Source organism: Actinomadura syzygii (assembly GCF_008085905.1).
Classification (GTDB): Bacteria; Actinomycetota; Actinomycetes; order Streptosporangiales; family Streptosporangiaceae; genus Spirillospora; species Spirillospora syzygii.
Map to the genome: position 1 here is coordinate 398,347 of NZ_VSFF01000005.1, position 22,241 is coordinate 420,587.

Here is a 22,241-nt window from a genome sequence, read left to right on the forward strand (position 1 = left end):
ATGTTACGGTTTTCTGCGTATATCGGGGGACGGACGTCCACGCCCGGACGAGGCGGGACGGCCGAACGATCACGGCCCGGCGCAGCCGGCGTGGGGTGAGCGTTCCGTCCAGGCAGTGCGCCACGGGGGCCGATCTGTTCTGGACGACGCGCGCCGCCGCACGTACGCGCTGACCCCGTCGCCGGGCCCGATCCCCGGGAACACCGCGCGGCCCCGCGGTACCTTCCCGGCGCGCCGCCGTGCAACGCGGCGGGGGCGGACGGTGTTCCAGCGTCCGTGATCACCAAGACCCCCGCCGCCGCCGGGATGCTGGCGGTGCTGCTCGCCGGCCAGTTCATGGTCAACGTGGACGTCGCGATCGTGAACGTCGCGGCGCCCGCCGTCCAGGACGGGCTGCGCCCGTCCGGCGGCGCGCTCGAACTTGTCGTGTCCGGGTATCCGCTGGCGTACGCCGTCCTGCTGGTCACCGGCGCGCGCCTCGGCGCCGCACGCGGTCACCGGCGGATGTTCCTGCTCGGCCTGGCCGGTTTCACCCTCGCTTCCCTCGCCTGCGGGTTGGCCCCGACCACCGGCGTGCTGATCGCCGCGCGACTCGCGCAGGGCGCGGCCGGGGCGGTGATGGTGCCGCAGGTGCTGTCCGGCATCCAGCTCCACTTCACCGGACGGGCGCGCGCACGGGCGCAGGGCTTGTTCGCGGTCGCCCTGTCGGGCGGCGCGGTGGCAGGCCAGGTGCTCGGCGGCGTCCTGGTCTCGGCTGACCTGGCCGGGCTCGGCTGGCGCCCGATCTTCCTGGTCAACGTGCCGGTGGGGCTCGTCCTGTTCATTGCCGGTATACGCCTGCTGCCAGTGGACCCACGCGGCGCGAAGCCGAAGCTGGACGTAGGCGGCGTGGTGTTGCTGTCGTTGGCCGTGCTGCTCGCAGTCGTTCCTCTGGTGTTCGGACGCGAGGAAGGCTGGCCCGCGTGGACGTGGGCGTCCCTCGCGTCCTGCCCGCCCGTGTTCGCTCTCTTCGTCCGCCGCCAGCGCCGCGTAGCCGCGCCCCTCCTCGACCTGACCGTCCTCGCGCGCCCGGTCGTCTCGTGGACGCTCGCCGCCCTGGCCGCGGCGACCGGAACCTACTTCGCGATGCTGTTCGTCTTGGCCCTCTACCTCCAACAGGGCCTAGGCAGAAGCGCCCTGTTCTCCGGCCTGGTACTCGTGTCATGGGTCTCCGCGTTCGGTATCGCAGGCCCGCTAACACCGCGCCTTCCCGCGTGGGCGCCGGTCGCCGGATATGTCCTACTGGCGTCCGTCTACCTGACGATCGGCCTGACGCACCCAGACGGAGCGGCGCTGGTAGCCCTACTCGGCTTCGGCGGCCTCGGCCTCGGCCTGGGCTTCGCCCCCCAGTTGGTCCGCCTCACGTCCGCCGTCCCGTCACACCAAGCGGCAGACCTCAGCGGGCTGATCAACACCAATTTCCAGCTGGCCGGAGTCACCGGCGTAGCCGCCTTCGGCGCCCTCTACCTGGGCGTCCCCGGCGGTCACGCCCACGCGTTCACCGTGGTCATGCTCGCCTTCACCGCCACAGCCCTGACCGCCGCCTGCGCCGCCTACGCCGGTCACCGCGCCGCGCGCCGCGACGGTCAGGGGAGCAGCCCCGTTCGGCGGGCCGTGGTCACTGCTTCCAGGCGGGTGTGACTGTCCAGCTTGCGCATCGCGGAGCGGAGGTAGCTCTTCACTGTTTCTGGGAGGAGACCCAGGTGGGCGGCGGCTTCGGCGTTGGTGCAGCCGATCGCCACGTAGGAGAGGACGTCCAGTTCGCGGGGGGAGAGGGCGGGGCGACGGGACGTGTCGGGCGCGTCGTTCAGTCCGGCGGCGGCCAGCCGCAGAGACGCCTGGCGGAGGCGGTCGCGGGTCGGCTCGTCGGTGACCTCGTCGGCCAAAGCGCGCAGTTCGGCGTGGACGGCGCGCACCTCCTCCCAGCGGGCGGACGACGTGGCGGGACGGGCGCGGGCGAGCGTCTCGTCGGCGCGGTCGCGGACGGCGAGGTCCTGTTCGAGGTCGCGGGCCGCCTGGACGGCCGCGCCCACCACCCGGTCGGCCAGCGACAACGGCTCCCGCAGGGCCCCGTACAGGACGCCGCGCACCCGGCGGCGGACGACGATCGGCACCGCGAGGATCGACAGCAGCCCCTCGCGTCCGACCGGCTTGTCGTAGTCGTGGCTGATCGACGCCGAGCACGGATAGTTGCTCACCCAGAGCGGGCGTCCCATCGCCATCGCCTTGCCGCCGAGCCCGTTGCCGTTGTGGACGACGAGCCCGTCCAGCGAGTCGGTGGTGTTGCCGACCAGCTCGGTGATGCGCAGGCGGTCCCGCGCGGCGGACGACACGGCGCCGCCGAACACGACGGGAAGGCCGGTCGTCCGGTGCAGCGTCAGCACCGCCGACCGGACGGCGCCCGCGTCGTCGGGTATTCGTCCCGACAGAGAATTTCCCAGGTCCCCCGGTTGCGCAGCCATGGTCAGAGCATGCCCCGCCGGAGGCGCGTCCGGAAAGTCGTGCAGGCGAAAAGGGCGCCGGATGATCAGTCGGCGTCCATCGGGTGGCGACGCGTGCGTCAGGGTACGGACACCCTGGGCGGCACGCGACGAAGGAGCCTTGATGGACGACGGATGGTTCGTCGACGCACGCTGCACCAACTGTGACGTGGCCCGGCAACTCGCTCCCGAGTTGATCGGCGAGCGCGACGGTCGTTCGGTGTTACTGCGGCAGCCGCGCGACGAGACCGAGCGCGCCGCGCTGCACGCCGCGGCGTTCGCCTGCCACACCCGCTCCATCCGCCACTCCGCACGGCCGCTGGATCCGGCGCTCGACCCGTTCCCCCTGCGGCTGGACGACGACGTCTACCTGTGCGGGCACAACTCCCGGCAGACCGCGGGCGCCAACTCGTACCTGGTGCGCCGCCCGACCGGCAACCTGCTGATCGACACGCCGCGCTGGGCGGAGCCGGTGGCGGCCCGGCTCGCGGAACTGGGCCAGGTCGGCGACGTCCTGCTCAGCCACCGGGACCACGCCGCCCACGGCCGCCGCTTCGCCGACCGGTTCGGCGCCCGGCTCTGGATACACGAGGGCGACCTCGACGCGGCCCCGGACGCCGACCAGGTCATCCGCGGCGTCGAACCGATGGAGATCGCCGAAGGGGTGATCGTCCATCCGCTTCCCGGGCACACCGAGGGCAGCGTCCTCTACCTGGTGGACGACCGGTTCTGCTTCAGCGGCGACAGCTTCTACTGGTCGCGGACCACGGCGGACATCGAGGTCGCCGAGACCGTCACCTGGTACTCCATCGAGGAACTGGCCGCCTCGCTGACCCGGACGGTCGACCGGCTCCGCTTCGAGTGGCTGCTGCCAGGACACGGAGACCGCAAGCGCCTCCCAGTACAGGAGATGCGCCGGCGGCTGCACGGGCTGGCCGAGCGCACCCGGGCCCTGCGTCCCCGACCCGTGGACATCTCCGCCGTGCGCTGGTGACCGCGCCTGTCGGTCTACATGTCGGGGAGGCCGAGGATGTCGACGGCCTCGGCGCGCATCTGCACCTTGCGGATCTTCCCGGTGACGGTCATCGGGAACTCGTCCACGACGTGCACGTAGCGCGGGATCTTGAAGTGCGCGAGCCTGCCCTCGCAGAACGAGCGCAGCTCACCGGCCGTCATGCCGGGCACGCCCTCGCGGAGCCGCACCCAGGCCATCAGCTCCTCGCCGTACTTCTCGTCCGGGACGCCGATGACCTGCGCGTCCACGATGTCCGGATGGGTGTAGAGGAACTCCTCGATCTCGCGCGGATAGACGTTCTCGCCGCCCCGGATCACCATGTCCTTGATGCGGCCGGTGATGTTGACGTAGCCCTCGTCGTCCATCACGGCGAGGTCGCCGGTGTGCATCCAGCGGGCCGCGTCGATCGCCTCGGCGGTCTTCCCCGGCTCGTCCCAGTAGCCGAGCATCACCGAGTAGCCGCGCGTGCAGAACTCGCCGGGCACGCCGCGCGGAACGGTGACGCCCGTCTCCGGGTCGATCACCTTCACCTCCAGGTGCGGCAGCACCCGTCCGACCGTGGACACGCGCCGGTCGAGCGAGTCGCCCGCGCGCGTCTGCGTCGACACTGGGGACGTCTCCGTCATGCCGTAGCAGATCGCGACCTCGCTCATCCCGAGCCGGTCGATGACCTGCTTCATCACCTCGACCGGGCACGGCGACCCGGCCATGATCCCGGTGCGGAGGCAGGACAGGTCGAGGCCGTCCAGCGACGGCTCGTTCAGGACGGCGATGAACATCGTCGGCACCCCGTACAGCGACGTGCACTGCTCGGCCGCGACCGCCTCCAGCGTCGCCTTCGGGTCGAACGCCGGGGCCGGGATCACGACGCACGCGCCGTGGCTCGTGGACGCGAGGTTCCCCATCACCATCCCGAAGCAGTGGTAGAACGGCACGGGCACGCAGATGCGGTCCTCTTCGTCGTAGCCGCACAGTTCGCCGACGAAGTAGCCGTTGTTCAGGATGTTGTGGTGCGAGAGCGTCGCGCCCTTGGGGAAGCCCGTCGTCCCGGACGTGTACTGGATGTTGATCGGGTCGTCGGCGGTGAGCGTCCGGCCGATCTCGGCGAGGACGCCCGGGTCGCTCTCCCGGCCGGATTCGAGGAGCGCGTCCCAGTCCGGGGTGCCGAGGAGCAGGACGTCCCGTAGCGCGGCGCACTTCGGCCGCACCTCCGCGATCATCGCCGCGTAGTCGGACGTCTTGAACGCGGACGCCGACACCAGCGTCCGGACGCCCGCCTGGTTCAGCACGAACTCCAGCTCGTGCACCCGGTAGGCCGGGTTGATGTTGACGAGGATCGCGCCGAGCTTCGCCGTCGCGTACTGGACGAGCATCCATTCCGCGCAGTTCGGCGACCAGATCCCGACCCGGTCGCCCTTGATGACGCCGAGGTCGCGCAGGCCGAGCGCCACCGCCTCGACGTCGTCGGCGAACTGCTCGTACGTCCAGCGGCGGCCGGTGGCCCGCTCGACCAGCGCGTCCCGCTCGGAGTGGGCGGCGACGATCCGGTCCAGGTTCGCGCCGATCGTGTCGCCGAGCAGCGGCGTGGTCGCCGTGGCGGACGCGTAGGCGAGCGCCGTCATCGCAGGTCCTCCTCGCGGTACTCGCCGCCCGGACGGGCGTCCCCGGCGGGATGCTTGCCGATCTCGCTCGTCCGCAGCTCCACCCGGCGGATCTTCCCGGAGATGGTCTTCGGCAGCTCGCCGAACTCCAGCAGCCTGATCCGCTTGTACGGGGAGAGCTGCGCCCGGCTGTGCTCGAAGATCGCCCTGGCGGTCGCGGCGTCGGGCGCCCACCCGGCGGCGAGCGTCACGTACGCCTTCGGCATCGCGCCGCGCACCGGGTCGGGCGACGGCACCACGGCCGCCTCCGCGACCGCCTCGTGCTCGATCAGGACGCTCTCCAGCTCGAACGGGGAGATCTTGTAGTCGGACGCCTTGAACACGTCGTCGGAGCGTCCGACGTAGGTGATGTAGCCGTCGGCGTCGCGGGAGCCGATGTCGCCGGTGTGGTAGACGCCGCCCGCCATGGCCTCGTCGGTGCGGTCGTCGTCGCCGTGGTACCCGGTCATCAGCCCGAGCGGGCGGTCCTCCAGGTCGAGGCAGATCTCCCCTTCGTCGGCGGGCTCGCCGGTCAGCGGGTCGATCAGCGTCACCTTGTAGCCGGGGACGGGACGTCCCATCGATCCGGGCTTCACCGGCTGGCCGGGCGTGTTCGCGATCTGCACGGTCGTCTCGGTCTGGCCGAAGCCGTCGCGGATCGTCCGGCCCCAGGCGGCCTTGACGCGCTCGATCACTTCCGGGTTGAGCGGCTCACCGGCGGCGACGACCTCGCGGGGCGGGTTGGCGAGGCGTCCCAGATCGGCCTGGATGAGCATTCGCCAGACGGTCGGCGGGGCGCAGAAACTCGACACTCCGCAGCGTTCGAGGGTGTCCAGCAGGCGGTCGGGATCGAAGCGCGTGTAGTTGAAGATGAACACGCAGGCTTCGGCGTCCCACGGGGCGAAGATGTTGCTCCAGGCGTGCTTGGCCCAGCCCGGCGAAGAAATGTTGAGGTGGACGTCGCCTGGTCTTAGGCCGATCCAGTACATGGTCGACAGATGCCCTGCCGGATAGGACGCGTGCGTGTGCTCGACGAGTTTCGGCTGCGCGGTCGTCCCGGACGTGAAGTAGAGGAGCAGCGTGTCCCGCGACATGGTGAGGCCGTAGGGCGTGAAGTTCTCGGCCTCCTCGTAGGCGTCGGAGTAGCGGATCCAGTCGTCCACCGGGTCGCCCGCCGCGATCTTCGTGTAGTCGCCCTCGACGCCGTCGAACTTGGCCGCGTCCGCCGCCGCGACCACCACGTGCTTGGCGTTCCCGCGTTTTAGCCGGTCACGTAGGTCGGCGGGGCCGAGCAGCGGCGTGCACGGGATCAGGACCGCGCCGAGCTTCATCGCGGCGAGCACCGTCTCCCACAGCTCGACCTGGTTGCCGAGCATGAGGATGATCCGGTCGCCGCGCCGCACGCCGGACCGCCGCAGCAGGTTCGCCACCTGGTTCGACCGCCGCGCGAGCTGGGAGAACGAGTACCGCTCCTCCGAGCCGTCCTCCTCGACGATCCACAGCGCGGGCGAGTCGTTGCTCTCGGCGATCTTGTCGAACCAGTCCAGCGCCCAGTTGAAGCCGGTGAGCACGGGCCAGCGGAACTTCTCGTACGCGGTCGCGTAGTCGTCGCGATGCGCGAGCAGGAAGTCGCGCGCCGCCCGGAACTCGACTGCGGGCATGTTCTCTCCTCGTAGCCGCACGGACACCCGGTAGCAGGATCGTGGCCACCCCGAGTGACCCACGCCACCCCCGAACGGGGGTAGTCCGGATCTTCATACCCACCCGGACCGTTCTCTGGACGGCTGGCAGAATCGGCTTCGGGGTCGTGAGGAGAACACATGACCACGAGTGGGGACGATCCGCACATTCATGTGGCGGCGCACGCGCGGCGCGAGCACCTCCGTTTCGCGGACGAGGTCGAACGCCTCGGGACCATGCCCGGCTCCGTCATCAGCCCCGCGCAGGCGAGGCAGGCCGCGGCGAAACACCGCGACCTGGCGGACGAGTTCTCCGGCCCCTGACCCGCGCGCCATGCCGATGACGCTGGGCGGGCAGGGCGATGCGAGATACGCTCAACCGGCAAAATCCTTTGTCGCGGACCGTTCGGCGTGTGCGGGAGTGGCCACGGTGGGCTTCTCGGAACCACGGAGCGTAGTCATCGTCGGAGCGGGGCTTGGCGGTACCGCCACCGCTGTCCGCCTCTTACAGTTCGCCCGCGAACCCTTGCGGGTGGTGGTGGTGGAGCGGCGGCCCGAATACCGGAGCGCCGGAGTCGCCTACCACCGGACGGGCAACCACTGGCACCACGTCTTCAACATCCAGGCCGGACGCATGTCGATGTTCCGCGAGGACGTCGACGATTTCCTCGACTGGGCCAACAACGAGGCCGACCGCGCGGGCTGGCCGCCGGAATGGAGCGGGTTCATGTTCGTTGAGTCGGGGCCCGCGCCGCGCCGGATCTACGCCGACTACCTGGCCGCCCGCCTCGCCGGGGCCGCACGCGAAGCCGCGAAGGGTGTGACGCTGCTCGAAGCCGACGGGGAAGTGGTCGACTTGGAAATCGGCGGCGGCCGCGTGGGCGTCGTCGTGGAGAACTCGTCCTTACCGGGTTCTTCGGGGCGGACGGTGCTCCAAGCCGACCATGTCGTCCTGGCGACGGGCCTGGAGGAGCGTGACCTGCCGTTCGCGGCCGGGGTGAAAGACCATCCCGCGTTCGTGCGGCACCCGTATTCCAAGGACGGAATCGAGCGAATCATCAGTGTTCGGCGGGACGCCGTCGTCGCCATCGTCGGCACATTGCTGAGCGCGTACGACTCGGCCTCGCTGCTCCTCCGCCGCGGCCACACCGGGCCGATCCACATGATCTCGCGGTCCGGCCTGAGACTCCGCACCTACCCCACGGACCACCGGCACCATGTGCTCGACCTGCCCGCGCCGCGGCTGCACGCGGACGCCTATGAGGGACGCGACGAACTCGTCCGGCGCGTAAAAAGCGAATGGCAGCGGGCTTGCGACATCGTCGCCCGCGAACATCCCGCCGTGCCGCGCGCTGTGGTGACCGAACGGGTCGCCAAATCCTGGGAGCCGTTTCTGCCTGAGGCGTTGGCGCGCGTTCCGTCGTCCGACCTCCGGGCGCTGCTCGACGGGTACGGGAGCCTCCTCGCCACGCTGCGCGTGAACGCCGTCGCGTACATCACCCATTTCGTGGACGCCGCGCTGGAGTCTGGAAGACCGATCGTGCGCACCACCGGGAAGGTCGACGAAATCGTCGGCACGGCGTCCGGGGCCCTGCGACTGACGGTGTCCGGGCCCGGGGCGTCGCGGACCATCGAGGCGGATCTCGTGATCTCGAACTTCGGCCGCGAGACCGACTACGCGCAGGTGGGCTCGCCTTTGTGGAAGAACCTGCTGCGGAAGGGGATCGCCATGCGGCACCGGCGCACCGGACGCGGCATCGAGGTGGACGCCTCCGGCGGCCTCCTCGGACCGTGCGGCGTCCCGGTCGCCCCCATCTCCGTGGTCGGGTGCCCTCGTGAAGGCGACGAGATCGTCCGCTACGGCCGGATGGGCGCGTTCGCGTTCAACCTCGCCGCCATCAAGAACCATTCGGTGGGCGTCGCCGCCGCCGTCCTGCGAAGCCTCGAATCCTGCTTCGACGACACTTCCTCCATCGATGCCGGTGCATTCCCCCGCCTGATCAGCCTCGATGTGCGCCGAATGGCTGCCCGGCGCCGCTGCGACCGCGAAGCCTGGACGGCGCGGTTCGAGGAATGCCTCCAATCCGTTCGCGATGGGCGCGTTACGGACCGTGCGTTGCGGTTCGCTGTGAACACGGCCGCGACGACGAGGCTCAACGACCTTTCCGTGACGCCCCGAGACCTCCGTTCCCTGCTCGGGCTGGATGAGCCGTCCGAGGCTGATTAGCCGGAAAGCACCTCGGCATTCGGGAAGGTGCGCACCCGTCGCCGCCGCTGCGAGTCTTCCCCTATGAGGACATCCGCCAGCCCTCGTGAAGTACCCGGGGTATTGCTCGTCGATTCGCACAAGCGAAGCGTTCACGGACCCTGCAATCGCACCGGAAAGCCGGTTCAAGGTGCCATTCTGGTGGTCGACTCGCTCGGCCCCGAACTCTATGACGCGATCGTCGCCAGTTCCGCCGTGATCTGCGCGAGGGGCGGCCGGACCGGGCACATGCAGTCCCTCTGCCGCTCGCGCGGCATCCCCGTCCTCCGGATCGAGCCGTCCGATCTGGACGCCCTTCCCGCCGAGGTCACCGTCCAGCTCGACCGTGAATCAGTAGTCCTGGGTCAGGCCGGACCATCGCCCCACCCCTCAACACTCCCGCCCGGCGCCCTGGACCGCACCGAATCGATCTGCGTGGTCATCGCCGACGCCACCGACATCCGATCGACGAACGCTCTGGAACCCCGCGTCCACCAGGCGAGTTCGTTCTTCGTCCGCGAGGAGTTCGTCTGTTTCGCCGCCGGTCTGAGCCCCATCGACGCCCTACGCGCAGGCACCCGCGAGGCCGAGCACTACGGCGCCGCCGTGGCCTCCGAGATCTGCTCGATGGTGGACGAACTGCTCCCCGGCCAACGCCTCATCATGAGACTCCTGGACCTCCGCTCGGACGACGCCGCCAAGATCACGACCGGTGACCACGTGGACGACGAACCGAACCCGGAGCTAGGCCGCCACGGCGCCCGATGGCTCCTGCACGAACGCCATTACCCGCACGCTTTCCGCGCGCTCCGCGCCCACATCGGCAAACACCTCGGCGCCGACGCGGACCGGGTGCGATTCGCCGTCCCCTTCATCAACGACCGCGACGAATTCCTGCTCCTCCGCCGCCGCCTCGGCCTGCGATACAACACACCGCTGGGCGTCTTCATCGAGACCCCGGCCGCCGTCCATTCAGCCGCCGAATTCTGTGCCTCCGGAGCAAGCGAGTTGTTCGTCGGCACCAAAGACCTGATCCAGTTCTACCTGGCCGCCGACCGAGGAAACCACCTCGTATCAGCCACCTATCAGACCCGCCACCCAGCCGTCCTGGCGGCATTGCGCCAAGCCGTAGACTCCGGCCGCGCCGCCGGAGTCCCGGTCCACGTATTCGCCCTAGGCGCCGACCTGAACCACTACGTCCAGCACATCCCGACCCGCAACCTGATGATGTGCACCGCCGAACTACAACACCTGGCCAAAGCCCGATGCTCACTCGCCGGACAATTCCATTAGCCGCTGCCGGAGCACGACACCGTCCGTCGCCTTGATGAACACATCGCCTCGAACCGCCATCCATATGGGACGCCACGGATCGGCGACGATCCCGAACCCCGGGAATTCACGCCGCAGTTCGGCGAGGTAGGCGGCCGGGTCGGTGCGCCACGTCCCGTCGTCGCCACACGTCACGCGGGCGCCCCCAGATAGCCCTTGATCATCACCAGCGCGTCGGTGATGCGGTCGGACTCCGCGATCGGCTGCTGCCAGGAGGTGAAGAACCAGTAGCGTCCCTCGTCGTCCTCGTGCGGGCGGCAGGCGATCACGTCGCCCGCGACCCCGGCCGACCCGCACAGGCTCCGCGCGGTCATGTTGCGGACGACCAGCGAGCCCGCCACCATCTGCGTCGCGAAGCCGTGCGCCCGGAGGTGCATTTCGAGCGCCCGCAGCCGGACGTACGACTCGACGGCCGGGGCCTTGTGCTCGGGGACGCTCACTGCCGCCTCCCCAGTGCCTCGGCGAGCGCGACCCGCTCGGACAGCCGGTTCTGCGCGTCGCACAGCAGCCACAGCTCGCCCTCGTCCCGAGCCCGCACGCTGGCCAGGCAGCCGTTGGAGCGCTGGTACTCGCTCAGCTCGCCGACCCGGCGCGCGACGAACCCGCCGTCCCTCCGCTCGCCGAACCATCCAGACATGAAGGGCATTCCCCTCACTCTCCTGAAATTGGCCGATACCGTCATGTAGAAGCCCCATTTTCGATTGCCGCCGTCGAAAAGCTTGCAATCACACTCACAGCCAAGGTAAAAATCAGCTAGCGACCGTTCCACACTTCCGGTCAAGTCGAGCGAAGATCGCATCAACCAGTGCCCTGGTGAACTCCCCGGAGGCTCCCGATGACTGAGAATCGAGCCCGCGTCTTCTTCGGCGGAGAACTCCGCCGCATGCGTGACAAGGCCGGCCTGACGGGCAAACAACTGGCCGACGCCCTGGGCTGCACGCCTCAATGGATCAGCATGATGGAAAGCGGCCGCAAGCTCTCCGAACAGAGCGCCCACGACCTCGACACGTTCTTCCAGACCGACGGGACGTTCCACCGTCACTGGAAGCTCGCCAGCGAGATCGAGGTCCAGTTCATCCTGCCGCCCGGCTTCCCCGAGTACTTGGAGTACGAGAAGGAGGCGACGTCCTACCGCATCTTCTCCGCACTCCTCATCAACGGCCTCTTCCAGACCGAGGACTACACGCGCTCCATCCTCCTTGCCAGTGACGGGAGCAACGTCGCGGAGCTGACCGCGAAACGCATGGAGAGGCAGGCGGTCCTCACGCGCGAGAACCCGCCACACACGTGGCTCGTTTTGGACGAGACGGTATTGCGTCGCATTGTAGGCAGCCCGGCCATCATGCGAGAGCAGCTCAATTACTTGCTCACGGCATCGGAGCGAATCAACACGATGATCCAGGTAGTTCCGAACGGATCGGGCTATCACGCAGGGCTCGGGGGAGAATTCACCATCCTGGGATTCGAGGACAGAGTGGATCTGGCCTACACCGAGTCGGCGGGCGAAGGTCTCTTGATCGAGAGGGCTGCCAGGGTCAGAGACAAAGTCGTACGCTGGGACCTGCTCCGAGGTTACGCACTCCCCGTTGAGGAGTCGCGAGCCCTGATTAGGACGGTAATGGAGAGTCTATGAAAGACGTGCCCAGCGTCCTCTGGCGCAAGAGCAGCCACAGCGACCACAGCGGTGGCAACTGCGTTGAGGTGGCGGACCTTGCCCGTGTGATCGGCGTGCGTGACTCCAAGGATCCGAACGGTCCGAAGTTGGCCCTCTCCACGTCCGCGTGGAGTGCCTTCACTGCCGAAATCAAGTCAGGCGCACACGACCCGTCCTGACGTCCCCCGCTCACCCTGAGCCCTCGGCCGAACGACCGCCGGGGGCTTTGCATAGGACGGTCGGGGCCGGACCGCGTGTCCTCGACCGGCCCCGACCGCCGGTCAGACGGCTCTCACAGGCCCGTGAGCTGGGTCAGGGTGGTCTGGGCGACCTCCCAACTTGTGTTCACCATCGCGTCCTCTTGTGCGCGGGCCTGAATGATGCTGTCGCCTCGATTGCCGTTGTAGGCCGTGCAGAACCACAGCTTTTTGTGGGAGTCGGCGTCGTAGAGCTGGGAGCACCTGGGCGTCAGGCTGGTGCGGATCTTCTGGTTGGACTCGCGGAGAACCGGGATGAGAGTGTCGTTGTGCAGGCCGGCCTTGCTGCGTGCCATGAGCGCGATGGGGCCGACGGCGTTGACCGAGAAGCCGAGTTGATCCAGGGCGGCCCCGCTGGTGACCGCGGACATCAGGCTGTTGATCTGGGTGATACAGGAGGTCGCGTTCAGCGCGAAGTTCTGCTTGTTGTCCGTGGTCAGATTGTCGAAGTCGGGGAAGTTGATGACGGCGCTGTGCGCGCAGGCGCGCGCGTCGGCGGCGGCGACGGCGTCAATGTGGTTGATGATGTCGCGTTGGGCGGACTGGATCGCGGAGATGATCTGTGCGGTGGCGGCCGCCGATGAGCCGCCACCGGCGAAGGTCTTGTACGCGTCGTACGCGGCCTTGATCGCCGCGGCGACCGTGGCGGGATCGACACTGGGTTGGACCTTGGAGTTCGCTTCTTTGAAAGTGGCTGCCCCGGCCGGACCGGCCGTGGCCGTGACAGCCACGGCAAGCGCCACGCCAACGCCGATGAGTTTCCGCCTCACTTCGTGCCTCCCTTGACTGACGAGAAGACCTCTTCCAGAAGTACGCGTCCGGGTTACACGAAACACGGTCACGGACCGTCGGGTTGAAATGCCACGGTGTTTCGGCGCATCGGTCGCCAGGCTTGGAAACGGTCCCCTAGTGATCAATGAAGACCTCTGTCAAGCGGCCGCAATCGGCGTGGAGCGGCATCCGCACATCGGCGTGGGCTAGGAGTCGGTGAGGTGGTACTTCATGCCCATGTGGGAGGGGTGGAAGCCGAGTTTTTGGTAGAAGCGGATGGCGGCGGGGCGTTGGCGGTCGGTGGTCAGTTGGACGAGGCGGCAGCCGCGGGCGCGGGCCTGGGCGATGGCGAAGTTGATCATGTCTTGGCCGATGCCGGCTCCGCGTTGGGAGGCGGCCACGCGGACGCCCTCGATCTGGGCTCGTTCGCCGCCCGTGTAGGTCAGGCCGGGGATGAAGGTCAACTGGAGGGTGCCCGCGACCTCTCCGGCGACCTCGGCGACCAGGACGGTGTTGTTCGGGTCGTTCTGGATGGCGGTGAACGCGGTGAAGTACTCATCCGGAATCGTGTCGCCCGGCGTTTCGCGGGTCGATCCGAGGGGATCGTCGGCCAGTAGCCGGACGATCCCCGGCAGGTCGGCGACCGTAGCCTCGCGGAAGGTCACTTCTTGATCACGCTGCACACCCGACAGGTTATCCGCACGCTAAGTTGCAACGTTTACGAACGTCCTGTAGTACTACGGGTTGTAGTACTACACTGAGTGGAGACCACCTTCCAACGCACCCGACTGCCGGTGGTCACGTCGCCGCGCAGGGAGATGTCGATGTACCACAACGAGAACGAGGAACACTGGAGCGACCACGCCATCTGCCGTGGCGCCGATCCCGACCTGTTCTTCCCGATCGGGTACTCCGCGCCGGTGCTCAAGGCGCAGGAGGACGCCGCCAAGGCGATCTGCGCGAACTGCCCGGTGAAGGCCGAATGCCTCTCCTGGGCCCTCCAGGTCGGTGAACCCGACGGCGTCTGGGGCGGGACGACCCCGGAGGAGCGCCGCTACCTCCGCCGCACGTCGGACGCGCCCGTCCGCAAGCCGCTGCCGGTCATCGTGGTGCGCGGCGACGCCTCGGAGTCGGAGCACGCCTCCGCCGCGTAACGGGAGGCCGTGGCACGTTCCGGACGTGCCGCGCGTTGACTGGGCAGGGTCGTCCAGACTTACGGTGGCTGACATGAGCTATACCCCCGAACGGCGGCGCTCCGAATCGCTGGCCATGCACGGGACGCGGGCGCTGTCCGCGGCCGTGCTGGTCGGGGCCGTGACCGCGCTGATGTGGGTCCTGGAGGCGTTCGACTACACGACCGACGGCTGGCTCGACCGGTTCGGCATCCAGCCGCGCGACGTCAACGACCTGCCCGACATCTTCACCGCGCCGTTCATGCACGCCGGGTTCGGGCACCTGATGGCGAACACCGTCCCGTTCCTGGTGCTGGGGTTCATCGCGGCGGCGCGCGGCATCGCCAAGTTCCTCGTCGCCAGCCTGATCGTGATCGTCGTCGGCGGGCTCGGGGTGTGGTTCACGAGCAGCGCGAACACGCTCGGGTCCAGCATCCTGATCTTCGGGTTCTTCGGCTACCTGGTCGGACGCGGGATCTTCGAGCGCCGCCTCGCCGACATCGCGATCGCCGTGGCCGTGGTCGCCGTGTACGGGACGATGCTGCTCGGCGTCATCCCCGGCGACCCCGGCATCTCCTGGCAGGGACACCTGTTCGGGCTGCTCGGCGGCGTCCTCGGCGCGTGGTTCCTGCGCCGCTCCCCGAGCCGGGGCGCGCCTAGTTCGGCCTGACCGTCACCTCGGAGACGACCGCGTCGCGCGGCGTCTCCAGCGCGGACACCAGCACGCGCGCCACCGTCGCGGGCGCGGCGAAGTCGTCCTCGGCGTAGGGGTGGCCCTCCTCGGCGCGCACCTTCCGCTGCATCTCGGTGGCCGTCCGACCCGGGTAGACGGTCGTGACGCGCAGGGAGCGCTCCTCGGCCCGCAGCGAGTCGGCCAGCGCGCGCAGCCCGAACTTCGACGCCGCGTACGCCGACCATTCGGGGTTGGCGCGCAGCCCGGCCGTCGAGTTCACGAACACGACGTGCCCCTCGGCGGCGCGCAACGCGGGCAACAGGAGCCGGGTCAGCTCGGCCACGGAGACGAGGTTCACCGAGAGGTGCTCGATCCACTCGTCCGCGCCGAGGTCGGAGACGGGCGCGAGGTGCACCATGCCCGCCGCGTGGACGACGCCGTCCAGTCGCGCGGGGACGTCCGCCATCCCGAGGGACGCCTCGATCCGCAGCGGCTCCGTCAGGTCGACCGGGATCGTCGTGATGCGCGGCGTCGGACGCGGAGCCGTGGCGGCCCCCGGGTTGAAGACCTGCGTGGCGGCGTGCGCCGCCCCGGTGCGCAGCCGCGCGGCCAGCGCGTCGAGGCGCTCGGCCGAACGCGCCGTGAGGACGAGGTCGTGTCCCCGCTCGCGCAGCAGCTCGGCGACGGCCGTCCCGATCCCGCCCGTCGCCCCCGTGATCAGATACGTGCCCATGACCGTCCATTCTCGTCGGGTCCGCCATACGTGTGGACGCGGGGGGCGGTCCCCGGGTTCGCGGCCACCGGAAGATCAGCCCGCGGTGGACGACGGGCGCAGCACCCGCGTCGCCCCCGCGATCAGCGCCGTGGCGAGCACCCAGCCGATCGCGACCAGCCCGTAGCCGATCCAGCGCGACCAGCCGACCGCGTCGTAGGACAGCTGCTGCCCGAACGTGTCCAGCGGGATCAGCAGGTCGAGCGTGTAGATCAGGGCGTGGAAGGCGGGCAGCTCGTCCGGCGGCTTCACCGCGCGCGGCCGCTCGATGGAGAACACCGTCGTCCCGAGCGCGACCAGTGCGGCGAACCAGGCGAACGCGAGCCACGGCCGGTAGCCGAACCCGACCGTCCAGTCCAGGACGTGGTTCCACGCCTTGCCGACCGTGTTCAGGTTGCGGCGGCGGGCGCGAAGTTTCGCGAGCTGCACCTTGCGGGCCATGTCGTCGTGCCCGGCGCCGTGGAACCAGGCGGCGAGCTGCTCGTACGGCTGGAGGTGGAAGTCGGGGTCGCGGGACACCCAGTCGAGCCGGTCGCCGCCCTCGACGCTGCGCAGCGTCTCGTACGTCAGGCCGTTCAGGAACAGCTCGTCCGGCCAGGCGGTGTCGATGTCCATGATCAGTTTGATCCGGGAGTAGGACAGCGACACCCGGCCCTCGATCTTCCCCTCCGGCAGCAGCAGCAGCTCGTCGGCGACGATGTGGCTCGCGTGCAGCGCCATCCGGTCCGGGTCGCCGGAGTCGAGGCGTCCCCGGGAGAACGACAGGATCCCGTTGAAGCGGGCGCTGCGCAGCCGGACGGTGCCGAGCGCGGAGAAGCCGCGGCTGAACTCGGCGGCGTCCTCGACCACCAGGTTCTGCGCGTCGAGCGCGATGCGGCCCGGGTTGACCAGGCTCGTGCCCTGCATGAACAGGCCGCCGTTCATCCGGCCGCCGACGAGCCGCATGCCGCCGGTGATCGTCGCCTCCTGGACGAACATGCCCGCCTCGACGACGAGCCCGCCGGTGAACACCGCCCACGCCTGCTCGTCGGGCGCGGTGATCGTCGTCCGGTTCATCCGCAGGCCGCCGCCGATCATCGCCCGGGTCAGCTTGACGGTGCCGTCGATCCGCGACCCGGACAGGCTGACGTAGCCGTCCGCGCGCAGGCCGCCGCCGTCGAAGCCGGGCATCCGGCAGTCGGCGAACCGGAGCTGCCTGGTCTCGGCGTTGGAGAAGTCGGGGGGCTCGACGAGCCTGCACCGCTCAAGGCGCAGTTCGTGCTCGACCGTCCCGCCGGAGACGTCCAGCGTCCCGGTGATGTACGCGCCGCGCAGCCGGACGGCCGCGACCGCGCCCGGCCGCGACTCGCCCGCGCCGAGCAGCAGCTGCGTGATGATCTCCGCGCGGACGATGCGGTCGGGGAGCGGCCCGGCGGGCAGGTCGTCGCCGAGCACGATCTTCGCGCCGGTCGGGAAGGCGGCCCAGAGCCGCCGTTCGGCGTGGTTCAGTCCGGGGGGCTGGGGCACGGGCACCCTTTCTACACCGACACCCTTTCTACGCGGCGATCCCCTCCGCGATCAAGCTCGCGGAGGGGATCCCGAAGGCTAGAAGAAGCCCCGGCGGCGCCCGGCGTCCTGGAGGAGGCCGTCGAGCTGCCGCTCCCAGTCGGTGTGGTCGACGGTGCCGTAGTCGACCGTGAAGCGGCTGAACGCGTCGTGCCCCTCGGTGAACACGCCGCCGCGCTTGTCGAGCTCCAGCACGACCTCCATCGACTGCGGGTAGGACACGAACGTCACTTCGAGCTGCTTGATGCCGCGCGCGTACTGGCCCGGCGGGTAGAACTCGATCTCCTGGTAGAAGGGCAGCTCCTGGTGGACGCCCCAGATCCGCCCCTTCTCGCAGTCGGCGTTGCGGAACTGGAACCCGAGGTTGGAGAACGCCGCGAGGATGCGCTCCTGCGCGGGCAGCGGGTGGACGGCGATCGGGTCGAGGTCGCCCGGGTCGAGCGCGCCCGCGACCTCCAGCTCGGTGGCGAGCCCGACCGTCGTGCCGTGCAGCGGATGCCCGTACATGTGCGTGAGCGGCGCTTCCCACGGGATGGGGAACTGGAACGGGATGCTGTGCCGCGCCCCCTCCTGGAGGCTGAACCCGCCGGCGACGGGCATCTTCGAGTACTCCAGGTTGGACGTGTACTCGTTGTCGCCCGACTCGACCTCGACCTTGGTCCGGAGGGCGAGGTTCACCGCCTTGATGTCGGAGTTGAACTGCCCGCCGATGATGGTGATCTCACCTGTCACCACACGTCCGGGGGCGGTGTTGGGGTCGTGCAGGGTCGTTTCGATCGACGGGCCGCCGATGCCCATCGCCTGGCGCAGCTTCTTGAAGACCAAGGTCCGTCCCTCCCGTGTACGAGCGCCCCCGGTTGCCTGATTGGGGGCGCTCTCGTCCCATAGACGCTGTTAGGGGAGAGTACGTTCCGGAGTACCGGCGTGACCTGCGAATGGCCACGTCCGGTGACGGCCGCGCGGAAGGGTTTCGGCGGCGGATTCAGCGCCCGGTCTCAGTGGCCGCCGCCCGCGAGGTTCAGGCCGACGACGCCGAGCACGATGAACGCCAGCGCCGCGATCTTCAACGCGGACACCTGGTCGCCCATGACGAGCATGCCGAGCGCCGCCGTCCCGACCGCGCCGATCCCGACCCACACGGCGTAGGCGGTGCCGACGTCGAGGTTCTTCAGGGCCAGGCTGAGCAGGCCGAAGCTGGTCACGGCGAACACCGCGAAGCCGACGGACGGCAGCGGCTCGGTGAAGCCCTTGCTGCCCTTCAGGCACAGGGCCATCGCGACCTCGAAGAGGCCGGCGACGATGACGAGGATCCAGGCCATCATGTACTCCCGGAAGGCGAGAAGGTCAGGTCGCGCGCCGTCTTCGCCTGCCGGGTACGTCGCACCTCGTCCGGGAGGACGCCTCGGTCCTCACCTGGTCCAACGGCCCTGTGCCGCCGGATGTTCCGTCAGGAGCGGCCGAGGGCGCGGTACTCCCAGCCCGCGCCGCGCCACTGCGCGGCGTCGAGGGCGTGCCGGCCGTCCACGATCCGTTTGTGCTTGACGACCTCCGCCAGCGCCTCCGGCCGCACCTCGCGGAACTCCGACCACTCGGTCAGCAGGACGACGACGTCGGCGTCCCGCGCCACGTCGAACGCGCTGTCGCCGTAGCGGAGTTCGGGCGCGGCGCGGCGCGCGTTGTCCAGCGCGGCCGGGTCGTGCACGCGGACGTCGCCGCCGAGGCCGTGCATGGTGCGGGCGACGTCCAGCGCGGGCGCGTCGCGGATGTCGTCGGAGTTCGGCTTGAACGCGGCGCCCCACACGGCGATCCGGCGGCCCGCGATGTCGCCGCCGAGCACCTCGCGGACGAGGTCGACGGTGCGGGCGCGGCGGCGCCGGTTGATGTCGTCCACCTGGCGCAGGAACGACACGGCCTGGCCGACGCCGATCTCCTCGGCGCGGTGCGCGAACGCGCGGATGTCCTTCGGCAGGCAGCCGCCGCCGAAGCCGAGGCCCGGTTTCAGGAACTTGCCGCCGATGCGGTCGTCCAGGGCGAGGGAGTCGGCGAGGTCCTTCACGTCCGCGCCGACCGCCTCGCAGACCTCCGCCATCGCGTTGATGTAGGAGATCTTGGTGGCGAGGAAGGAGTTCGCGGCGACCTTGACCAGCTCGGCGGTGGCGAGGTCGGTCCTGATCACGGGGGTGCCGAGGTCAAGGACGGGCCTGAACGCGGCCCGCAGCCGCTCCTCCGCCCAGTCGGAGGCGACGCCGAACACGAGCCGGTCGGGACGCATCGTGTCGTCGACCGCGAAGCCCTCGCGCAGGAACTCGGGGTTCCAGGCCAGCTCGACGTCCGTGCCCGCGGGAGCGAGGTCGCGCAGGACGCCGGTCAGCCGCTGCGCCGTCCCGACCGGGACGGTCGACTTGCCGACGACGAGCGCGCGGCGGCCCAGGTGCGGGGCGAGGGAGTCGATCGCCGCCTCGACGTAGGTCAGGTCGGCGGCGTCCGAGCCGGGGAGCTGCGGTGTGCCCACGCACACGAAATGGACGTCGCCGAACTCACCGACCTCCTCGTAGGAGGTGGTGAATCGCAGCCTGCCCGAGTCGAGCGCCTTGGTGAGCAGCTCGGGCAGACCGGGTTCGAAAAAGGGCACCTCGCCGGACGCGAGCCGGGCGATCCTCTCCCGGTCGACGTCCAAACCGAGGACCTCGAAGCCGAGCACAGCCATGCAGATGGCATGTGTGGCGCCGAGGTAGCCGGTCCCGATGACGGTCAGTCGCGGGACCTCGGCCGTCCTCTGATCCATGCGCACCTCCCTTTCGCGTCGCGGGTGTCGCGCGGTGAATGGCACGTCCGATCTTCCCACCGGAAGGGTGCCAAGCCGCGGCGGGTGCGGTGCTGGCGACGATGCGTGAACAGTGTGTGAACTACCCGGTAACTCGGTCCGGGGGTGCCACCACCGGTTACCAGCGGGTAGCATGAAGGCGAGTTACCGACCAGTACGCAGCGGGACCGCCGGTCGCCGCAGGACCGAAACGGAGTCTCGATGGGGCACTACAAGAGCAACCTCCGAGACCTCGAGTTCAACCTCTTCGAGGTGTTCCGGCGCCAGGACCTCCTGGGCAAGGGCCCCTACGAGGAGGTCGACGAGGACACCGCGCGCAGCGTCCTCGACGAGGTGAACCGGCTGGCCGAGGGCCCCATCGCCGACTCCTTCGAGGACGCCGACCGGCACCCGCCGGTCTACGACCCCGCCACCGGCGAGGTGGCGATGCCGGAGGGCTTCAAGAAGTCGTTCAAGGCGTGGATGGACGCCGAGTGGTACCGGCTCGACCTCGCCCCCGAGTTCGGCGGCAGCCGCGCCCCGCGCTCGCTGACCTGGGCTGTCGCCGAGCAGATCCTCGGCGCGAACCCGGCGGTGTACATGTTCGCGTCCGGTCCCGGCTTCGCTCAGATCCTGTGGCGCATCGGGACGCCGGAGCAGAAGCGGTTCGCCGAGCTGGCCCTGGAGCGGCAGTGGGGCGCCACGATGGTGCTGACCGAGCCGGACGCGGGCTCCGACGTCGGCGCGGGACGGGCCAAGGCCGTCCAGCAGCCCGATGGAACGTGGCACATCGAGGGCGTCAAGCGGTTCATCACGTCGGCCGAGCACGACATGGCGGAGAACATCTTCCACCTGGTGCTGGCCCGTCCCGAGGGCGCCGGCCCGGGGACGAAGGGGCTGTCGATGTTCCTCGTCCCGAAGTACCTGGTCGACCTGGAGACCGGCGAGCTGGGCGAGCGCAACGGCGCGTACGTGACGAACGTCGAGAAGAAGATGGGGCTCAAGGTCTCCACGACCTGCGAGCTGACCTTCGGCGAGAGGCACCCGGCCGTCGGATACCTGGTCGGGGACGTCCACCAGGGCATCAGGCAGATGTTCCTCGTCATCGAGTACGCGCGGATGATGGTGGGCACCAAGGCGATCGCGACCCTGTCCACCGGCTACCTGAACGCGCTGGAGTACGCGAAGGAGCGCGTGCAGGGCGCCGACATGACGAAGATGACCGACAAGACCGCGCCGCGCGTGACGATCACGCACCACCCGGACGTCCGGCGCAGCCTCATGACGCAGAAGGCGTACGCCGAGGGCATGCGGGCGCTGGTGCTGCTCGCCTCGTCCTACCAGGACGCCGTGCAGGTCGCCGAGTTCGAGGGCCGCAAGGACGAGACGGCCGAGAAGGTCAACGACCTGCTGCTGCCGATCGTCAAGGGGTTCGGCTCGGAGCGGGCCTACGCGCTGCTCGGCGCCGAGTCGCTCCAGACTCTCGGCGGCTCCGGCTTCTTGCAGGACTACCCGATCGAGCAGTACATCCGCGACTCCAAGATCGACACCCTGTACGAGGGGACGACCGCGATCCAGGGGCAGGACCTGTTCTTCCGCAAGATCCTCCGGGACAACGGAGAGGCGCTGAAGGTGCTCTCCGGGGAGATCAGGGCGTTCGCCGACTCGGGCGCCGGGAACGGGCGGCTGAAGAACGAGCGGGCCCTGCTCGGCCGGGCGCTGGACGACGTCCAGGGCATCATCGACCCGATGGTCGGCTGGGCGCTCGGCTCGATGGAGGACCCGAGGGAGCTGTACCGGATCGGGCTCAACTCGTCCCGGCTGCTGCTCGCGCTCGGCGACCTGATCGTCGCCTGGCTGCTCTGCCGCCAGGCCGAGATCGCGCTGGACCGGCTCGGCGGCGGCGACATCTCGGACGCCGACAAGTCGTTCTACACGGGCAAGGTCGCGGCGGCGCAGTTCTTCTGCCAGACCGTCCTGCCGCGTCTCGCCTCCGAGCGGGCCATCACCGAGGGCACCACGCTGGACGTCATGGACCTGCCCGAGGCGTCCTTCTAGCGCGGTCGGTCGATCTTCCAGGCGGTTCCGCCTGGAAGATCGACGAGTGCGCAAGACCCCCGATGGCAAGGGGTCTCGCATGTGGCTACTGTGGGCGCGTCCCCTC

General features: G+C 69.5%; 23 protein-coding genes and 1 riboswitch. Of the genes, 10 read left to right on the plus strand and 13 right to left on the minus strand.

Annotated elements, in window-relative coordinates; all coding sequences use genetic code 11:
• Positions 1–276: 276 nt before the first annotated feature.
• The gene (locus FXF65_RS14440; protein WP_222868553.1) at positions 277–1,680 is read left to right on the plus strand and encodes an MFS transporter; all 1,404 of its coding nucleotides are present in this window, start codon (positions 277–279) and stop codon (positions 1,678–1,680) included.
• Here FXF65_RS14440 and FXF65_RS14445 read toward each other — a convergent pair.
• The gene (locus tag FXF65_RS14445) at positions 1,626–2,501 is read right to left on the minus strand and encodes a helix-turn-helix transcriptional regulator (RefSeq protein ID WP_187412289.1); all 876 of its coding nucleotides are present in this window, start codon (positions 2,499–2,501) and stop codon (positions 1,626–1,628) included. The two genes, FXF65_RS14440 and FXF65_RS14445, sit on opposite strands and share 55 nt — an antisense overlap.
• A 142-nt stretch (positions 2,502–2,643) precedes the next feature.
• On the opposite strand from FXF65_RS14445, the gene FXF65_RS14450 reads away from it, so the two are divergent.
• Positions 2,644–3,513 carry an MBL fold metallo-hydrolase gene (locus FXF65_RS14450; RefSeq protein ID WP_148350415.1) on the plus strand — a complete coding sequence of 290 codons (870 nt, stop codon included), beginning with the start codon at positions 2,644–2,646 and terminating at the stop codon, positions 3,511–3,513.
• Between the two features lie 14 nt (positions 3,514–3,527).
• Here the strand turns inward: FXF65_RS14450 and FXF65_RS14455 are convergent, their stop codons facing one another.
• Together FXF65_RS14455 and FXF65_RS14460 are read right to left on the minus strand one after the other, a co-directional pair.
• Positions 3,528–5,156 (minus strand): AMP-binding protein, encoded by a 1,629-nt coding sequence (locus FXF65_RS14455; RefSeq protein WP_148350416.1) that lies wholly within the window; start codon positions 5,154–5,156, stop codon positions 3,528–3,530.
• Entirely contained in the window at positions 5,153–6,835 is a 1,683-nt protein-coding gene (locus FXF65_RS14460) for an AMP-binding protein (protein ID WP_148350417.1), read from the minus strand. The genes FXF65_RS14455 and FXF65_RS14460 overlap by 4 nt, the downstream gene beginning before the upstream one ends.
• A gap of 159 nt (positions 6,836–6,994) precedes the next feature.
• Between FXF65_RS14460 and FXF65_RS14465 the strand changes: the two genes are divergently transcribed.
• From FXF65_RS14465 to FXF65_RS14475, 3 genes are all read left to right on the plus strand, one after another.
• Positions 6,995–7,177: a hypothetical protein gene (locus FXF65_RS14465; protein ID WP_148350418.1), complete on the plus strand. Its 183-nt coding sequence runs from the start codon at positions 6,995–6,997 to the stop codon at positions 7,175–7,177.
• Between the two features lie 106 nt (positions 7,178–7,283).
• The gene (locus FXF65_RS14470; RefSeq protein WP_246198639.1) at positions 7,284–9,080 is read left to right on the plus strand and encodes an FAD/NAD(P)-binding protein; all 1,797 of its coding nucleotides are present in this window, start codon (positions 7,284–7,286) and stop codon (positions 9,078–9,080) included.
• Between the two features lie 63 nt (positions 9,081–9,143).
• Entirely contained in the window at positions 9,144–10,391 is a 1,248-nt protein-coding gene (locus tag FXF65_RS14475; RefSeq protein ID WP_148350419.1) for a putative PEP-binding protein, read from the plus strand.
• On the opposite strand, the gene FXF65_RS14480 is transcribed toward FXF65_RS14475, so the two are convergent.
• The 3 genes from FXF65_RS14480 to FXF65_RS14490 are packed head-to-tail and all read right to left on the minus strand — an operon-like array spanning position 10,368 to position 11,076.
• On the minus strand, positions 10,368–10,565 hold the full coding sequence (locus FXF65_RS14480; RefSeq protein ID WP_148350420.1) for a hypothetical protein: 198 nt from the start codon (positions 10,563–10,565) through the stop codon (positions 10,368–10,370). The genes FXF65_RS14475 and FXF65_RS14480 overlap by 24 nt on opposite strands.
• On the minus strand, positions 10,562–10,870 hold the full coding sequence (locus tag FXF65_RS14485) for a hypothetical protein (protein ID WP_148350421.1): 309 nt from the start codon (positions 10,868–10,870) through the stop codon (positions 10,562–10,564). Before FXF65_RS14485 ends, FXF65_RS14480 begins: the two co-directional genes overlap by 4 nt.
• Positions 10,867–11,076, minus strand: a complete 210-nt coding sequence (locus FXF65_RS14490; RefSeq protein WP_148350422.1) for a hypothetical protein — start codon at positions 11,074–11,076, stop codon at positions 10,867–10,869. The genes FXF65_RS14485 and FXF65_RS14490 overlap by 4 nt, the downstream gene beginning before the upstream one ends.
• 189 nt (positions 11,077–11,265) lie before the next feature.
• Between FXF65_RS14490 and FXF65_RS14495 the strand changes: the two genes are divergently transcribed.
• Both FXF65_RS14495 and FXF65_RS14500 read left to right on the plus strand, forming a co-directional pair.
• On the plus strand, positions 11,266–12,063 hold the full coding sequence (locus FXF65_RS14495) for a helix-turn-helix domain-containing protein (protein WP_148350423.1): 798 nt from the start codon (positions 11,266–11,268) through the stop codon (positions 12,061–12,063).
• Positions 12,060–12,263 (plus strand): DUF397 domain-containing protein, encoded by a 204-nt coding sequence (locus tag FXF65_RS14500; protein WP_148350424.1) that lies wholly within the window; start codon positions 12,060–12,062, stop codon positions 12,261–12,263. The genes FXF65_RS14495 and FXF65_RS14500 overlap by 4 nt, the downstream gene beginning before the upstream one ends.
• A gap of 113 nt (positions 12,264–12,376) precedes the next feature.
• Here FXF65_RS14500 and FXF65_RS14505 read toward each other — a convergent pair whose 3' ends face one another.
• On the minus strand, positions 12,377–13,111 hold the full coding sequence (locus tag FXF65_RS14505; protein ID WP_148350425.1) for a hypothetical protein: 735 nt from the start codon (positions 13,109–13,111) through the stop codon (positions 12,377–12,379).
• A 207-nt stretch (positions 13,112–13,318) separates the two neighbouring features.
• Positions 13,319–13,795 carry a GNAT family N-acetyltransferase gene (locus tag FXF65_RS14510; RefSeq protein WP_378233706.1) on the minus strand — a complete coding sequence of 159 codons (477 nt, stop codon included), beginning with the start codon at positions 13,793–13,795 and terminating at the stop codon, positions 13,319–13,321.
• Positions 13,796–13,936: 141 nt separating this feature from the next.
• Here FXF65_RS14510 and FXF65_RS14515 point away from each other — a divergent pair, with 141 nt between their 5' ends.
• Entirely contained in the window at positions 13,937–14,266 is a 330-nt protein-coding gene (locus tag FXF65_RS14515) for a WhiB family transcriptional regulator (protein WP_342787307.1), read from the plus strand.
• Between the two features lie 73 nt (positions 14,267–14,339).
• Positions 14,340–14,954, plus strand: a complete 615-nt coding sequence (locus FXF65_RS14520) for a rhomboid family intramembrane serine protease (RefSeq protein WP_148350426.1) — start codon at positions 14,340–14,342, stop codon at positions 14,952–14,954.
• Here the strand turns inward: FXF65_RS14520 and FXF65_RS14525 are convergent.
• The 5 genes from FXF65_RS14525 to FXF65_RS14545 form a co-directional block, all read right to left on the minus strand.
• Complete coding sequence (locus FXF65_RS14525) at positions 14,941–15,690, minus strand: SDR family oxidoreductase (protein ID WP_148350427.1); 750 nt, start codon at positions 15,688–15,690, stop codon at positions 14,941–14,943. The genes FXF65_RS14520 and FXF65_RS14525 overlap by 14 nt on opposite strands.
• Positions 15,691–15,765: 75 nt before the next feature.
• Entirely contained in the window at positions 15,766–17,235 is a 1,470-nt protein-coding gene (locus FXF65_RS14530; RefSeq protein ID WP_148350428.1) for a hypothetical protein, read from the minus strand.
• Positions 17,236–17,313: 78 nt separating this feature from the next.
• Positions 17,314–18,099 (minus strand): sporulation protein, encoded by a 786-nt coding sequence (locus tag FXF65_RS14535; protein WP_148350429.1) that lies wholly within the window; start codon positions 18,097–18,099, stop codon positions 17,314–17,316.
• A gap of 170 nt (positions 18,100–18,269) precedes the next feature.
• Positions 18,270–18,593, minus strand: a complete 324-nt coding sequence (locus FXF65_RS14540) for a DMT family transporter (protein WP_148350645.1) — start codon at positions 18,591–18,593, stop codon at positions 18,270–18,272.
• Positions 18,594–18,624: 31 nt separating this feature from the next.
• Positions 18,625–18,688: riboswitch (guanidine-III (ykkC-III) riboswitch) on the minus strand.
• A 33-nt stretch (positions 18,689–18,721) separates the two neighbouring features.
• Complete coding sequence (locus tag FXF65_RS14545; RefSeq protein WP_148350430.1) at positions 18,722–20,059, minus strand: UDP-glucose dehydrogenase family protein; 1,338 nt, start codon at positions 20,057–20,059, stop codon at positions 18,722–18,724.
• Positions 20,060–20,299: 240 nt separating this feature from the next.
• On the opposite strand from FXF65_RS14545, the gene FXF65_RS14550 reads away from it, so the two are divergent.
• Positions 20,300–22,135 (plus strand): acyl-CoA dehydrogenase, encoded by a 1,836-nt coding sequence (locus FXF65_RS14550; RefSeq protein WP_148350431.1) that lies wholly within the window; start codon positions 20,300–20,302, stop codon positions 22,133–22,135.
• Positions 22,136–22,241: the final 106 nt, after the last annotated feature.